Below are 14,092 nucleotides of genomic sequence, written 5' to 3'. Positions count from 1 at the left end.
TCGTATGAGCTGGCGGAGTCTTCTGCGTGCGGTCATGGCGGTGGCGGCCCTGTCGCTGGTGGGTGTTCGGCCGGCAGCAGCATGTCGGGCAGGCTGGGCGAGTCAGCGGGCGCCGACCCGTAAGCCGAAACCGCGGAAGGTGTTTCGGGTGGGCCGGGGGTCGGCCCACTTGCTCCGGGCATCAGGTTGGGCTCGGTGTAGATCAGGTCCTCAGGCGGTGGCGTTTTCGCGAGGAACGGGTTGAAGGGGACAGGTGTCATGTTGAAATTGACGGCGTCGAGCGCCGGCCCCAGATACTGGGCGCACAGTTTGGCTGTCTCGGTTGCGGTCACGTTGGCGACGACGCCAATCGAGGAGCAGATGAACTGGATCGGGTTGGAGAAGTTGGTCAGGACGAAAGCGCCTGCGCCTGAACCCATCTGTGGGTCGAACATGTTGACGGTGTTGGCCACGGCATGCGGGGCGACGTGGAGAACCTGTTCGACGTCTTTGCGGTGATCTGCGAGGGTCTGGGTGACATTGGCCAATCGCAGTACTTGTTCGCTGGTTTTGTCGCGGGTGCCTGAGACGAATGTCTGAACCTCGCCGACAACAGATGCGAGGTTTGTCAGCGCGGCGTCCAACTCTGACCTGCTGTTGTTCAGCACACTGGTCAACGTCGCGAAGCGATCTTGGAATTGGACGATCGCAACGTTGCTGTCCTTGAGGGCGCTGACGAAGACTTGCAGGTTTCTCAGGGTGCTGACGATGTCGCCGCTGCCGCCGGCGAGGATGCGTCCCACCGCCGAGAGCTCGGAGAGTGTCTGGCGTAGTTTGTCGCCATTGCCGTTCATAGCCCCGGCCGCGCTGTCGATGAAGCGGGCTGCTGCGGTGTTCGACTCCGTGCCGCGCGGGCCCAGGTCGGTCGCCAAGCGCATCAGTTGCTGTTTGACTTCGTCCCATTCGACAGGCACGGCAGTGCGATTGAGTGGTATCTGCGCACCGTCTGCGATTATCGCAGCGCTGGGGCTGCTCGGCGCAACGAGCTGAATGTAGCGCGCGGCCACCAGGTTCGGCGCTACGAGTACGGCGTCGGCGTTCTCTGGAACCGGCACGCTGCGGTCGACGTGCATCGTCACCTTCGACTGAGTGCCCTCGGGTGTGATGGCGGCGATGGTGCCCACTTTGACTCCTGAAACCCGGACCTCGTCACCTGGATAGATCGAAGTGGCGTTGGTGAAATACGCCGTGATGGTCTTGGGTGCGAACGTGGTCGCATGGATGAGCCACGTCGATGCGCCCGTGATCAGCGCGAGCAACATGCCGGCGGTGATCAATCTAATCCGTGGCCTGGTCATCGTGGTGGTGCCGGAATGCCGTTGCGGGGGAAAGGGAATTCTGCGCGCGGTCCAGCGTTGTCGGGTGGTTTACCGTTACCGGTTCCGCGTCGGAAGCCGAAGGCGTAGTCGAGGAACGGTTGCAGAATATTGCCGGGCAGCAGGTCGGGGACGTAGGCGTTGTAATAGAAACCGTTGGCAACGGTCTCTCCCAGCGTTATCTGAAACTTCGCCAGTGCGGGAAGCATCCTGGCTATGTTGTCGCGGCTGTGTTCGAGCATCGCGGTCACCGAATTGAGTTTGTCGAGGGTCGGCGCCAGCTTCTGCTCGTTGTCGTGGATGAGGCCCGAGAGTTGCTGGGCCACAGTCGTTGTATTGGCCAGCAGATCGATGATGGCCTGACGGCGCGCGACGAGGACTTCGACCAAGTCGTTGGCGTTCAGTATCAGTTGGTTGAGCTGCTGGCTGCGGTCGGCGAGCACTTGGGTGATGTCTGAGGCAGACGAAAGAAGCTGTTGGAGCGTCTCGTTGCGGCTGTTCAAAGTTTTCGACAGCCGTGTGATGCCGTCGAAGGTCGGACCCAATTGAGGGGCGATCTGGTCGATGGTGGCCGCCAACGTGTTCAGCGACTGGTTCAGCGTGGCTGTGTCGGTCGATGCGGTGTTCTTGGTCAGGTCGCCGACCGCGTCGGTCAGCGAGTACGGCGAGGATGTCCGGGAGACCGGGATGACGTCGAAGGGGCGCAACTTTGCACGGCCTGCTGATTCGAGCACGAGCACTCTCTCGCCGAGCAGGCTGCCGGTGCGGATGTGCGCCGAGGTGTCGGACGCCAGTCGTACTGTCGCGTCGACTTTGAAGGTGACCAGCGGTTGCAGACCTTGCAGGCTCACTTCGGTCACTGTCCCGATGTCGACCCCGGACAATTTGACCTTGTTACCGGCGGCAAGTCCGCCGGCTTCGGCGAACAGGGCTCGATAGGTGACTTGCGTCGCCAGCGACCACAGCCGTTCGGGTTGCAGGCCGATCGCGATGACGAGCGCAATGAGAACCAGACCGACGAATCCTGCCCGGATGAGGCGCGGCCCACGGTATTTGAGCATCAGGGCTCACCGCACCTTCCGGCTTCTTGTTTGAGCATCGGGAAGACGGCGGTACGGCCTTGCAGATCGCTGACCCGGAAGGCGACCCCACAGAGGTAGTAGTTCACAAAGCTGCCGTAGGCCCCGGTCCGGATCAGTTTGTTGTAGTTGTCGGGCGCCATTCGTAGCGCGGTTTCCAAGCGTCCCTTGTCTTGGTCGAGCAGCGGCGCCAAGCGGCTCAGCTGCTCGACCGTGCCCGCGAGCGGAGGTCGTGCCGCAGTGAGTAGATCGGCCAGTGAAGCGGTCCCGCTGTTGAGGGACTCGATGGCCGTTCCGATCGGATCGCGGTCCTTCGACAACCCCTCGGCCAACCGTTGCAGGCGGTCGATCGTTGTGGAGAACTGATCACTGTCTTTCGACAGTGTGGCGAGGGTGGTGCTGAGGTTGTCAATGACGGCTTGGACGGTTGCGCTGTTGTCGGCCAACGTGTTCGCGAACGACGCGCTCTTGGACATCAGGGATTCCACCGTGTCGCCCTGATCCTGGAAGACCGCGATCAACGACGAGGTCAATGCGTTGACGTCTTCGGGATTGAGACCTTGGATGACCGGTTTGAGCCCTCCCAGCAGCAGGTCGAGATCCAGTGCGCCTGCGGTGCGCTCCACGGGAATCTGGGCGCCGGCGGGGAGCACTCCAGTTGCCCCAGGGCTGTCGACAAGCTCGAGGTATCGGTCACCGACCAAGTTGAGATAGCGCACCACGGCGCGGGTCCCAACCGACAGCACGACGTCGCGGTCTGCGTCGAAGTCCACCTCGACTCTCGTGTCGTCGCGCAGGGAAACCCTGTGGACCGTTCCGATGCGGATGCCGGCCATCCGGACGGAGGCGCCGGCACGCAGGCTCGATGCATCGGTGAAGATCGCCGAATACCTTGTCTTGGCGCCGGTTTGATATTGATCGAAGATCAAGAACATGCCGGCGGTCAGCACCACCATGACGGCGGCGAAGACACCGAATTTGACCGCAGTCAGGCCGAGGCGCCTCACCCCGGTTGTCCGATCTGGGCGGTGTTGCGCGGGGGACCGTCGATCGGGCCGAACAGCCATTGCTTGAGGCCGTCGCTGTTGAGCACGAGATTTTGGTTGCCGTACTTCCACGGGTTGCTTCCGGTGTCGGCGACCACCCAACGGGGGTGACTCAGGAATGGCACCGGCAGATCTTCACAGTGTGGGCCGCCTTTGGCTCCCACCTTCGGAAGGTCACCGGGATAGCGATAGCGTTCCTGCCCCGCTGTGAGACCGGCGATGACCTCGGCGCCGGGGACGCGCAGGGGTGGCCACTTGGCGATGTATGCCATGCCGGTGATCTGGCAGTTCAGCGCCGGGTTGTATTCGTTGGTCAGATCCGTGGTCGGCACCAAGAGGTGTAAGACATCAGCGAGTGACTGTCGATTCTCGCTGAGAAGCGGGGTGCCGGCCTGCGCCAGCCCAATGGCGCTGAGCAGGAACGCATCCAGATTGTGCTGCTCGTCGACTAGCGTCTGGCTGATCCGTGCGCTGTTGTCGACCGTGGTGACCAGATCCGGCGCCGCGTCGGCGTAGGTGTTGAACACCGTAGGAGCGGCGGCCAACTCGCGGCTCAGGGCCGGCAGCGCTGGTTCGACTGTAGCCAGGAACGCGTCCAATTGATCGATCGTCGTGCCGATCTCGTGGCCGCGTCCACTGAGGGCGGAGCCGAGAGCTGTCAGCGTTTCGTTGAGTTTGTCGGGCGCAACTTTGTCCAGCAGGGCGGTGAGTTGCTGGAACAGGGTGTTGATTTCGACCATGACGTGGCGGGCCTGGATCACTTGTCCGGCCGAGATGCGCTGTGGCGATGGATTTTCAGGGTCCATTAGCTCGACCGATTTCGCGCCGAACGCTGTAGGTGAGGCGATTTCGACTTGCACGTTCGCCGGGACGAGGCGCACCTGAGATTCGTCGAGCGTCAGTTCGATAGCGGCTTGACCGTCAGGGCGCGCGTCGACGGCGGTGACGTGACCGATCTGGACGCCATGCAACTTGACCTTTGCGTCCGAGTTGAGCACGAGTCCTGCCCGGGGTGAGACAACTGTCACTGGCAGCCCGTGATCGAAGTCGCCTCGAAAGAGGCTGACACACAAGGCGACAACTCCGACAATCGCCGCGACCGTCAATAGACCGGCCAGTGAGCGCCGGTGATCGGGCCGCTCCGCCTTGGCGTGGCGCGGCGCCATCTCGTCGTTCACGTCGGACTCCGTCTGGTCTTATTCAGTGAGGTAACCGCCGCCGAAGGGCGACGTGTGTTCGGCCACCTGGGTGCCTCAATCGGCGTCTCGCAAGTTACAGTACTTCAGATTATGAAGTAAATGCTACCCCCGTCGACGGAGGTCTCGGAATGAAACGCGCACGGTTGGATCCGGTAGGACCGGAGCGGGCGGACTACGTCGTCGTGGGGTCGGGTAGTGCTGGTGCGGTCGTGGCGCGGCGGCTCGCCGATACCGGCGCTGCCGTGATCCTGATCGAGTCGGGACGTCAGCGTCGTGGCCCGTTGGTCACGATTCCCGGGATGAGTGGCGCCATCCACGCCGTCACGGCCCTGCAACGGTTGGTCACCTGGCCCGCTTACAGCGTGCCGCAGCGAAATATGAACGGCCGCAAGCTTCCCCAGTCTCATGGGCGGATACTCGGCGGCGGCAGCGTGATCAACGGCATGGCGTTTGTACGGGGTAATCGGCAGAACTACGACGCGTGGGCCGCCGATGGAGCGAAGGGCTGGGACTTTTCCGAGGTGCTGCCTGCCTTCCGGCGACTCGAGAGTTTCGAGGACGGTCCCAGCGATCTGCGCGGTGGAGACGGCCCGATCGCCGTAGAACGGGCCACCGGTCTGGCGAGTGTCACCGAAAGCTACATGGCCGCGCTCGCTGCGACCGCCGAGGTGGGGATGAATCACGACTACAACGGCGCGGAGCAGGCTGGCGTGGCGCCGATACAGCAGAGCGCCCGCGCAGGCCGCAGGGTCGGCACCGACCGCGGATACCTGTGGGACGCACCGCCGAATCTGCGAGTACTGACCGGCGTCACCGCGACCCAGATCATGGTGGAGAACGGCCGCGCCGTCGGTGTGGAGATTGTTGCAGGCCGCGGCAGGCGACCGGTCGGTCCCGCGCGCGCGAGCCGCGAGGTCATCATCAGCGCGGGATCGCTTGGTACGCCGCGACTTCTGATGCTCTCTGGTATCGGGCATGCGGCTCACTTGCGTGAGCATGGGATCAAGGTGGTAGCCGACCTGCCGGTCGGAGACAATCTGCACGACCATTTGTTTGTGCCGATGTCTTATGAAGCGCGCGGCGGGCGCAGCGCCTCACCGCTGAGTTTCGCCCGGGCAGCGGTCCGCGAAACCGTTCGTCCACGATCGACATTTTTGGCGCACACCCTGTTTGAGGGTGTGGCGTTCGTGGACAGCGGAATCCGCACGGGCACCGACGTTCCCGACTTGCAGATGTTCATCCTCCCCATGGGTTACCCCGAGAATCAGGACGAGCCGGGTCTGCACCTGCCTCCCGATCTGTCGCTGTCGTTGACGCTCATGCCGACGATGATTTATCCCGAGAGTCGGGGCACCCTTCGGCTGGCCTCGACAGATCCGTTTGATGCTCCGCTGATAGATCCGAACTACTTGGCCGAACCCGCCGATCTCGCGACTCTGGTGGCCGGCATGGAGCTCGTCAAAGACGCGGCGGCGCACCCCGCGGTCGCACGGGAGGTGGGTCGTGAAATGCTGCCGGGCGCAGATCGCGGCGGATCCGACATCGTGGAATACGTACGCCGAAACGCTTCGGGCGTCTATCACCCAGTCGGGACGTGTCGGATGGGTACTGACGAACGCGCGGTCGTCGATCCCGCGCTGCGGGTGCTGGGGGTTGAGGGACTTCGGGTGGCCGACGCGTCGATCATGCCGAGCATCGTGGGCGGCAATACGAATGCCGCGGCGCTGATGATCGGAGAGCGGGCCGCCGAACTGATCATCGGCGGTTGATCCGCTCAGAACATCATTGGGAATTGCAGCGGTCGGACTCCACGACGATGTCTGTCGGGCGTCCTTCCGGCTGCGCAATTTGCCACGTACTGGCGTTGCCTGCAGTGAATGGTCCTGGGGCTCCCTGGGATTGGTAGTAGCCGCGCGGATCCCAGGTCTTCGCCTGCGGGTACGGCCAGGGGCACGCGACGGTGGACGCCGCGCCGGTCGCACGCACCAACCAGAACGTTGAGCTGAAACTGATCATCGCGATATTCAAGACAACCGCCATCACGATGAAGGTGGCCAACACGGGACGACGGGCATACAGGCCCAGTCGCTGGGCGAGCTTCTCTGCCTGCGACCTTCCGGTGTCGTCGCGATAGAGCAGAACTGACGCTGGGATCATCACCATCGTGATGAGCACGCTGGCCATCATCAGCGGGAACTGACTGTTCTTACCCAGATCCATGGAGCCGAATTCGATGACATGACTGTAAGTGAGGAACTGGGCGCGGGTGAGCAGAATCTCCTGGGCGGCATCCCAAATGACGCCAATGATGAACGTCAGCACGGATATCGAGATCAGCGGGTGGCGCCAGGCGAACGCCCTTGGGTCACTGCGTCGTTGGACGGTCCGCAGGATCGGCATGGCCAGGAAGTAGGGGAGAAGGACGTAGGGCGCGTAGATGAATGACGTTATCGGCTCGATTATCGGAGAGATGTTGAACCACGGCCAATTTCGGGGGAAGTGCCAGAGATTCGGGTTGTAGACCAAACCGATCGCCCAGTTGTTGATCGGGTCCCACCAAATCAGTGTGCTGGAGGCGAGGACCATCAGTACGACGGGATGCCCCGGACGCCGCCTCCAGACGAGAATCGACGCGACGACCGAGCCGGCAGCGAGCAGCGCGCCCAATATCTGTCCCCACATCACCCAGTCGAAGGGGGCCAACAGCGGCGCCACCGGAGGCGGCTTGCCCACGCCGGCTGGATTCCGGTTCTCGGGTGAGGCCGGCCCGTGCTTCTCCGCAGTCCCCAGAATGAAGACCACAGCCGCAACGGCGATCGCCCACCAGATAGCCGTCCGGGATGCGGTGCGACGTGACTGCGTGGCGCTGACGTCGGTGGGTTCCTCGACACGACTCGTTGGCTTCATCGACACTCCGCGCAGTCCTCGCGCCCCATCCGACGCGTGGGCGAATCTCGCCTCGGATCAGGTTAGCGCATATGCTTCAGATAATGAACTATTCAGTTTGACGTCGGTGGCCGGGGACGCGGCCGAGTATCGTGGCGTCGTGACCGACACCATTGGCGCTGCCGACGATGCCGACATCGTCGACTTCCTTGGCGCCGTGATGGACGTGCAACGCATGATCTCGGCCCTCACTCAGCCCGTGGAGCGCAAGTATGCGATCTCGGATCGCGCGTTGGGCATCATCTTTCTCGTTCACGCAGGCCTCGACCGTCCCGGCTTGCTGCACGAATACCTCAACGTGTTGCGAAGTACGATCACCTCCGATGTCGACGAGCTCGTCGCCGCAGGCCTGTTGCGTCGGAAACGGTCTGATACCGACCGGCGGATGACCCGAATCGAGGTGACCGCGAAAGGCGCTCGCGTACAACGGGAGACATTGCGTCAGCTGCAGGAGTTCTTTCGCGCCAAAGCGGCCGGCGTGGCCCTCGAAGAACTTCACAACTGTATCGCGACGCTCCGCAAGCTCAGCGGCATCCCGCAGTCTCCGGTGCCCAACCCGCTGCGTCAAAGCGGCGACGCTTCCTGATCGAGTCGCTCTTCACAGCGCAGATTCCCTATCCAGCAAGGCATCTGAGCCATCAAGTCCTCGAACCATTCCGGCATGGTTGGCGCGTGAGCTTGTTCCCGCGCCGAGTTGTCGCCGGACTACGCGCTGCGGTGGGGATAGTCAAGGCAGCGTAAACAGAACTCTCAGCCGAAACGAATCAGCTTCTTGTTGACGAACTCGTCGATGCCATAGCGGCCCAGCTCGCGTCCGAACCCGGATCGCTTGATGCCGCCGAACGGCAACTCAACTCCCTCGGCGCCGACGGCGTTGACGAAAACCATTCCGGCATCGATGTTGTCGGCCACTCGCTTGGCTTGATCGGCATCGGTGGTGAACACGTACGAGCCCAGCCCGAACGGGGTGTCGTTGGCCAGGGCGATCGCTTCCTCCTCCGAGGACACCTTGTACACCGTGGCCACGGGCCCGAACAATTCTTCTTTGTAGGACGCCGAGTCGGGCGACACGTTGGTGAGCACCCCGGGCGGGAAGAAGGCGCCTTTGCGCTCGCCCTCGGCAACCAGGGTGGCGCCATCGGCGACGGCACGGTCGACCTGCTCTCCGAGGCGCCGCGCGGCCGCCGCGGACGACAGCGGCGCCAGACCATCGGCGGCGGCCAGCACCCTCTTGGTGAACTTCTCGAGGAACTCGTCGTAGATGTCCCCGGCGACGATGAAACGCTTGGCGGCATTACACGCCTGCCCGGTGTTCTCGAACCGGCCTGCCACCGCGGCCTCGACCGTGGCGTCCAGGTCATCTGAGGACAGCAGGATGAACGGGTCCGAACCGCCGAGTTCCAGCACCACCTTTTTCAGGTTGCGCCCGGCGATCTCGGCGACGGCCGCGCCTGCTCGCTCGGAACCTGTCAGCGACACCCCCTGCACCCGAGGATCGGCGATCGCCTCGGCAATCTGCTCGTTGGTGGCGTAGACGTTGACGTAGGCACCCTCGGGATAGCCGGCGTCGGCGAAGATCTGCGCGATCGCGGCCGCCGATTCCGGGCACTGCGGCGCATGCTTGAGCACAATCGTGTTGCCCAGCACCAGGTTTGGGCCGGCGAACCGGGCAACCTGGTAGTACGGGTAGTTCCACGGCATGATGCCCAGCAGCACGCCGATCGCACTGCGACGGACTACCGCGCTGCCCTCACCGTCGAGCAGTTCGATCGGCTCGTCGGCGAGGAACTTCGCGGCGTTGTCGGCGTAGAACTCATAGATCGCAGCGCTGAACTCCACCTCGCCGACGGATTGGTCCAACGGCTTGCCCATCTCGCGCCGGATGATCGCGGCCAACTCGTCTTTGCGTTCGGTGTGCAACTCGGCGACACGACGGATCAGCGCGGCGCGCTCGTCGAGGGTCGACTTCTTCGACCACTCTCGAAACGCGGTACTGGCCGCGGCCAGCGCCTGTTCCATCTGCTCGTCGGTGGCGGTCGGGTATTCCTTGACGACCTCCCCGGTGGACGGGTCGACGACCGCGTACATGGACTGGCCCTGGACAGATGCGCTCACTGGTGCATCCTGCATTGAATCCGTTCTCGAACGCAACACTTGACGACGAAAACCGGCGCCGTACCCGTCGGCAGCGACTTATTTCGTAGGTCCACGTTTCTGGGCAAGCACCGCCTCGCCGAGCCAGCGACGAAGGAAACCCCGGAGCTCGTCGGGCGATCGGGCCGGATCGTTGGGGGCCACGAAGAACGACAGCATGGTTCGCAGCGTGAATTCCACGAGCTCTCGCAGGCTGGCTTCGTCGTAGCCGTGCCGTTTCCAGTCGACGTCGAATCGGTCGATCATCCGCATTCCGAACGCCTGTGCTTCCTCAGAGGCCATGTCCCCGCTGTGGCTGTGCGGATAAGAGGACGACAGCACGATGCCCAGCTGTGGCGACCGGGCTACCGCGTCGAGCGTGTAGATCGCTCCCTCGGTGATCGCGTCCGCGGGATCGTGGATGCCGCGCACATGCTCGGCCAGCCGATCGAGGAAGTCATCGACTGAGGCGATCGCGACCGCACGCATGAGCGCGTCAGCGGTCGGAAAGTACCGATACACGGTCTGCCTGATGATGCCGAGCGTGTTGGCGACGTCGGCCAACGAGACCGCCGAACCGGTTTGTGCCACCAGGTCGACGGCCGCGCCGATGATGCGCCGGACAGCCTCTTCGTCATTCGCGGGTGGATTCCCACCCCACCCTCGTCTGCGCGCCATCTTGCGCATCAGTATCCCCGTCGTTCTTGACAAGCGCAGGTGACCACACAATCATACACAAACACGTCTATATGTATGTTAACGATGAGGTGCAGAGAGATGACCGATCTGATCGTGCGCAAGCTGCGTTTTGCGTTCGCCGATCACCACGTTCCGTTTCTGTGGAATGAAGCGAATCCGGCGTTCTCGTCGATGGCAAATGCGGTGTCGTTCTTGGCAATTGGGTTCGAGAAGATGATCGTCAGCATGATCGCCGAGGCGAAGTCACAGATCACCGACCCTGCGATCGCCGTGGAAGCCGAGGCGTTCGTGCGTCAGGAAGGTCAGCACTCGATGGCCCACCGCGGGCATGCCCGGGGCCTGATCAAGAGCTATCCCGCGCTCAAGGAAACCCTTGACGAGGTGAACGGGGCCTTCGACCGGATGACGGCGACCAAGCCGCTGGCCTGGCGGTTGGCCTACACCGCCGATCTGGAAGCCACGTTCACTCCGGTGTTCAAGCTGATGCTCGACCATGACGACACCCTGTTCGCGCCCGGCGATGACCGGGTGGCGTCGCTGTTCTTGTGGCATTTCGTCGAGGAGGTCGAGCACCGAAGTTCCGCGCTGATGATCTACAACCACGTGGTGGGCGACCAGGTGTATCGGATGCGGATGGCACCGGCGATCTTCAGGCATGTCCTTGCCACCCTGCGGACGGCCTGCGAAGGGTTCAACAGGCACATCCCGCTGGCTGAACGCAAGGTCGACGCGTTGTCGATGTTCGGTACACATCGGCGCAAACATGCACTGCTGCAACGAATCCCGTTCGCCCACCGGACCGACAATGGTCCGGTGATCGACGCCTTCAAGCATCTACCGAATCGCGAGAAAGCCACCGCGTTGACGGGTATCGTGCGCAGCCAGCTTCCCAGTCACAATCCGGCACACGAGAACATCCCTGCGCTGGCGAAGGAGTGGTTCGCCCGTTACGACGAAGGCTACGACGTGACCAACTGGTACACGGCGACTACAAGGAAGGCCGTCGATGCCTGATCTCTGCGCGCCCACGTTCGAACACCTGGCGACATCGCTGGGCTTCTCCTGCGAGCAGGCCGGCGGCCTGGTCGAGGTCCGGAACCCCTTCGCCCTGGAGAACTGGACCCTGCCGGTGCTGGAGGTAACGGTGATCGCCGGCGCGGTGCTGGCATTGGTCTACGCCATCATGCGACTTCGGCGCCACGGCGATGGCACCAATCTGGTGCTGTGGTTCGGGGCGATCGCGTATCTGCTCATCATCGAGCCCCCGCTGTACTTCCCGGCGGCGTTCGGCATCGCCGAACACGTCGACACGATGTTCGCCCACAACGTGTTCACCGTCGACTTCCTGTGGGGCCGACTGCCGCTCTACATCGTCGCGATCTACCCGATGATGGCGACCGTCGCGTTCGAGATCGTCCGAACCCTCGGCGTTTTCCGCCGCTACGGCGCATTCGTCGGAGCACTGTGCGTTGGCTTTGTCCACCATGCCTTTTACGAGATCTTCGACCATCTCGGCCCGCAACTGCGGTGGTGGGAGTGGTCGGTCAACAACCCGATGAACCAGCCCATGTTCGACTCGGTGCCGATGGGCAGCGTCGTCGTTTTCGCCGCGCTATGGCCCATGTCGCTGGCGCTGTGCGTCCAACTGTTCGTCGGCCGCCAATCCGATCACGGAAAGCGCTTCACTGGTCCGCAACTGGTCTGGCGCACCATCGTCATCGGCGTACTGGCATCCGTAGGTACCGCGATCCTGCCGTTGCCCGCAACGCTGATCGGCTCGCTCTCACACGGCACGCTGCAGGGATTTGTGTACGCGGCCGAACTCGTCGCGATCACCGTGGTCGCCGTGCCCGTTCTCTTCATGCAGTGGCGAAGACTTCGCGCCGATCCGATCAGCAGTGAGCGCTACGCGAATGCAGTCATCGTCCGATACAGCTGTGGGTATCTCGCCGTCATGGCCGTCCTTTGGCTGACCGCGTTACCGGCCTACTTCAAAGCCGTCGACGGGATCACTGCGAACGGTGATCCGATCGGCAGCCTGTGGTACGCGACCGTCTGCTTCGTTGTGGCCGCGCTGTGCACTGCAGCGGCGGCCAGTGTCACGCCCAGGTTGGCCAGACAACCCGATGCGGTGCTGCCTGCCGCCGCCGATCTGCGATGAAAAGAGCTTTGCCGCCCCTCCGGTAGCGTGTTCGTGTGATCAAACGCGGCCAGCACAGCGGCGAGGAAACATCGCCGAGCCCTGTGTCGCGCCCGACCGTCGACGCGTCGACACAGCGTGCCTTCGGCAGACCCGCCGGCGTCGACAGCTCGTTCCTGGATTCCGACGACCATCGCGACCAAGGCCAGTACACGCCGACCAACCAGGCACCTCAGCCGGTGCTGGCCCAGGCGTTCGGCCCCACGCTGGTAGCCGACGCCGACTCCGAGGACAACGGCTACCCCACGGAGTCGCCTGACGTCGACGCCGCAGAGACCGCAGGCCCCGCAGCACCGCCCCCCGTCGTACCGGCCGTCCCGCACGAGAAGCTCGGCGTGCGCGACATCTTGTTCGGCGGCCGAGTATCGCGTCCCGCTCTGGTCGTGCTCGCCGTCATCGCGATAGCCATCGGCCTTGTCGGGGGTTGGGTCGGGCGCAAGACCGCAGAAGTCATCGAGGCGTTCACCACTCCTAAGGTGACCCTCAACACCACCGACACCAGCCACCTGCCGGACGGGCAGATGGCGAAAGTGGCTGCAGCCGTGGCTGATTCGGTGGTGACGGTGCAGGCCATCAGCGATTCGGAGGGTTCGCAGGGCTCAGGGGTCGTCGTCGACGGACGCGGCTACATCGTCACCAACAACCATGTGATCTCCGAAGCCGCGGCCAGCCCGGGCAAGTTCAAGCTGACCGTGATCTTCAACGACGGTAAAGAGACACCTGCCAACCTCGTCGGGCGTGATCCCGAAACCGATCTGGCGGTGCTCAAGGTCGACAACGTCGACAAGCTGACCGTTGCGCGACTCGGCGACTCCAGCAAGCTTCGCGTCGGAGACCAGGTGATGGCCGCCGGTGCGCCGCTGGGCCTGCGCAGCACCGACACCCAGGGCATCATCAGCGCGTTGCACCGGGCGGTGCCGCTGTCGGGTGAGGGCTCCGATACCAAGACTGTCATCGACGCCGTGCAGACCGACGCTTCGATCAACCACGGCAACTCCGGCGGTCCGCTGGTCAACATGAATTCCGAGGTGATCGGCATCAACACCGCGAGCAAGTCGCTCTCGGACAGTGCCAGCGGATTGGGGTTCGCGATTCCGGTGAACGAGGTGAAATCCGTCATCGAGGTGCTCATCCGCGACGGCAAGATCGCCCACGCGTCGCTCGGCATCATGGCGGAGTCGGTGAACGACAGCGGTACAGGCGGAGCCCGGGTGACGAAGGTGAACCCCAACAGCCCCGCCCAACGAGCCGGACTTGCGGAGAAGGACGTCATCGTCAAGCTCGGCGGCCGCCAGGTCAACAGTCTCGACGAGCTCACCGTCGCGGTTCGTCAGCTCACCATCGGACGGGACGCTCCGGTCGAGGTGCTCCGCGACGGTAAGCCCGTCACGCTGACCATCAAGCCGGACGCGAAGAAGTCTTCGTAGCCCGCGGT

The 14,092-nt window shown here is 63.4% G+C and carries 12 protein-coding genes; 5 read left to right on the top strand and 7 right to left on the bottom strand.

All coding sequences use genetic code 11. The features are described from left to right. Positions 1 to 32: 32 nt before the first annotated feature. The 4 genes from GGC64_RS28245 to GGC64_RS28230 are packed head-to-tail and all read right to left on the bottom strand — an operon-like array spanning position 33 to position 4,646. Positions 33 to 1,337 carry an MCE family protein gene (locus GGC64_RS28245; RefSeq protein WP_192725847.1) on the bottom strand — a complete coding sequence of 435 codons (1,305 nt, stop codon included), beginning with the start codon at positions 1,335 to 1,337 and terminating at the stop codon, positions 33 to 35. Further along, the gene (locus GGC64_RS28240) at positions 1,334 to 2,416 is read right to left on the bottom strand and encodes an MCE family protein (protein ID WP_192725846.1); all 1,083 of its coding nucleotides are present in this window, start codon (positions 2,414 to 2,416) and stop codon (positions 1,334 to 1,336) included. Before GGC64_RS28240 ends, GGC64_RS28245 begins: the two co-directional genes overlap by 4 nt. Continuing rightward, positions 2,416 to 3,441 carry an MCE family protein gene (locus GGC64_RS28235; RefSeq protein ID WP_192725845.1) on the bottom strand — a complete coding sequence of 342 codons (1,026 nt, stop codon included), beginning with the start codon at positions 3,439 to 3,441 and terminating at the stop codon, positions 2,416 to 2,418. Before GGC64_RS28235 ends, GGC64_RS28240 begins: the two co-directional genes overlap by 1 nt. After that, positions 3,438 to 4,646, bottom strand: a complete 1,209-nt coding sequence (locus GGC64_RS28230) for an MCE family protein (RefSeq protein ID WP_192725977.1) — start codon at positions 4,644 to 4,646, stop codon at positions 3,438 to 3,440. Before GGC64_RS28230 ends, GGC64_RS28235 begins: the two co-directional genes overlap by 4 nt. Positions 4,647 to 4,807: 161 nt before the next feature. Here GGC64_RS28230 and GGC64_RS28225 point away from each other — a divergent pair, with 161 nt between their 5' ends. Next, complete coding sequence (locus tag GGC64_RS28225) at positions 4,808 to 6,448, top strand: GMC family oxidoreductase (protein ID WP_192725844.1); 1,641 nt, start codon at positions 4,808 to 4,810, stop codon at positions 6,446 to 6,448. A 13-nt stretch (positions 6,449 to 6,461) separates the two neighbouring features. On the opposite strand, the gene GGC64_RS28220 is transcribed toward GGC64_RS28225, so the two are convergent. Continuing rightward, complete coding sequence (locus GGC64_RS28220) at positions 6,462 to 7,586, bottom strand: spirocyclase AveC family protein (RefSeq protein WP_192725843.1); 1,125 nt, start codon at positions 7,584 to 7,586, stop codon at positions 6,462 to 6,464. A 139-nt stretch (positions 7,587 to 7,725) separates the two neighbouring features. On the opposite strand from GGC64_RS28220, the gene GGC64_RS28215 reads away from it, so the two are divergent. Next, positions 7,726 to 8,211, top strand: a complete 486-nt coding sequence (locus GGC64_RS28215) for a MarR family transcriptional regulator (RefSeq protein ID WP_192725842.1) — start codon at positions 7,726 to 7,728, stop codon at positions 8,209 to 8,211. Between the two features lie 164 nt (positions 8,212 to 8,375). Here GGC64_RS28215 and GGC64_RS28210 read toward each other — a convergent pair whose 3' ends face one another. Then, on the bottom strand, positions 8,376 to 9,755 hold the full coding sequence (locus GGC64_RS28210) for an NAD-dependent succinate-semialdehyde dehydrogenase (RefSeq protein ID WP_370582373.1): 1,380 nt from the start codon (positions 9,753 to 9,755) through the stop codon (positions 8,376 to 8,378). Positions 9,756 to 9,818: 63 nt separating this feature from the next. After that, the gene (locus GGC64_RS28205; RefSeq protein WP_192725975.1) at positions 9,819 to 10,436 is read right to left on the bottom strand and encodes a TetR/AcrR family transcriptional regulator; all 618 of its coding nucleotides are present in this window, start codon (positions 10,434 to 10,436) and stop codon (positions 9,819 to 9,821) included. A 99-nt stretch (positions 10,437 to 10,535) separates the two neighbouring features. Between GGC64_RS28205 and GGC64_RS28200 the strand changes: the two genes are divergently transcribed. From GGC64_RS28200 to GGC64_RS28190, 3 genes are read left to right on the top strand one after another with little or no spacing between them, the layout of a single operon-like run. Continuing rightward, entirely contained in the window at positions 10,536 to 11,471 is a 936-nt protein-coding gene (locus GGC64_RS28200) for a metal-dependent hydrolase (RefSeq protein ID WP_192725841.1), read from the top strand. Continuing rightward, entirely contained in the window at positions 11,464 to 12,618 is a 1,155-nt protein-coding gene (locus tag GGC64_RS28195) for a hypothetical protein (RefSeq protein ID WP_192725840.1), read from the top strand. The genes GGC64_RS28200 and GGC64_RS28195 overlap by 8 nt, the downstream gene beginning before the upstream one ends. 35 nt (positions 12,619 to 12,653) lie before the next feature. Next, positions 12,654 to 14,084 (top strand): trypsin-like peptidase domain-containing protein, encoded by a 1,431-nt coding sequence (locus GGC64_RS28190; protein WP_192725839.1) that lies wholly within the window; start codon positions 12,654 to 12,656, stop codon positions 14,082 to 14,084. Positions 14,085 to 14,092 lie beyond the last annotated feature (8 nt).

It is taken from the genome of Mycobacterium sp. OAS707 (genome assembly GCF_014873705.1).
In the GTDB taxonomy this organism is placed as follows: domain Bacteria; phylum Actinomycetota; class Actinomycetes; order Mycobacteriales; family Mycobacteriaceae; genus Mycobacterium.
The sequence above is the reverse complement of the archived record's forward strand: the minus strand, read 5'-3'. Positions and strand labels throughout refer to the sequence as shown.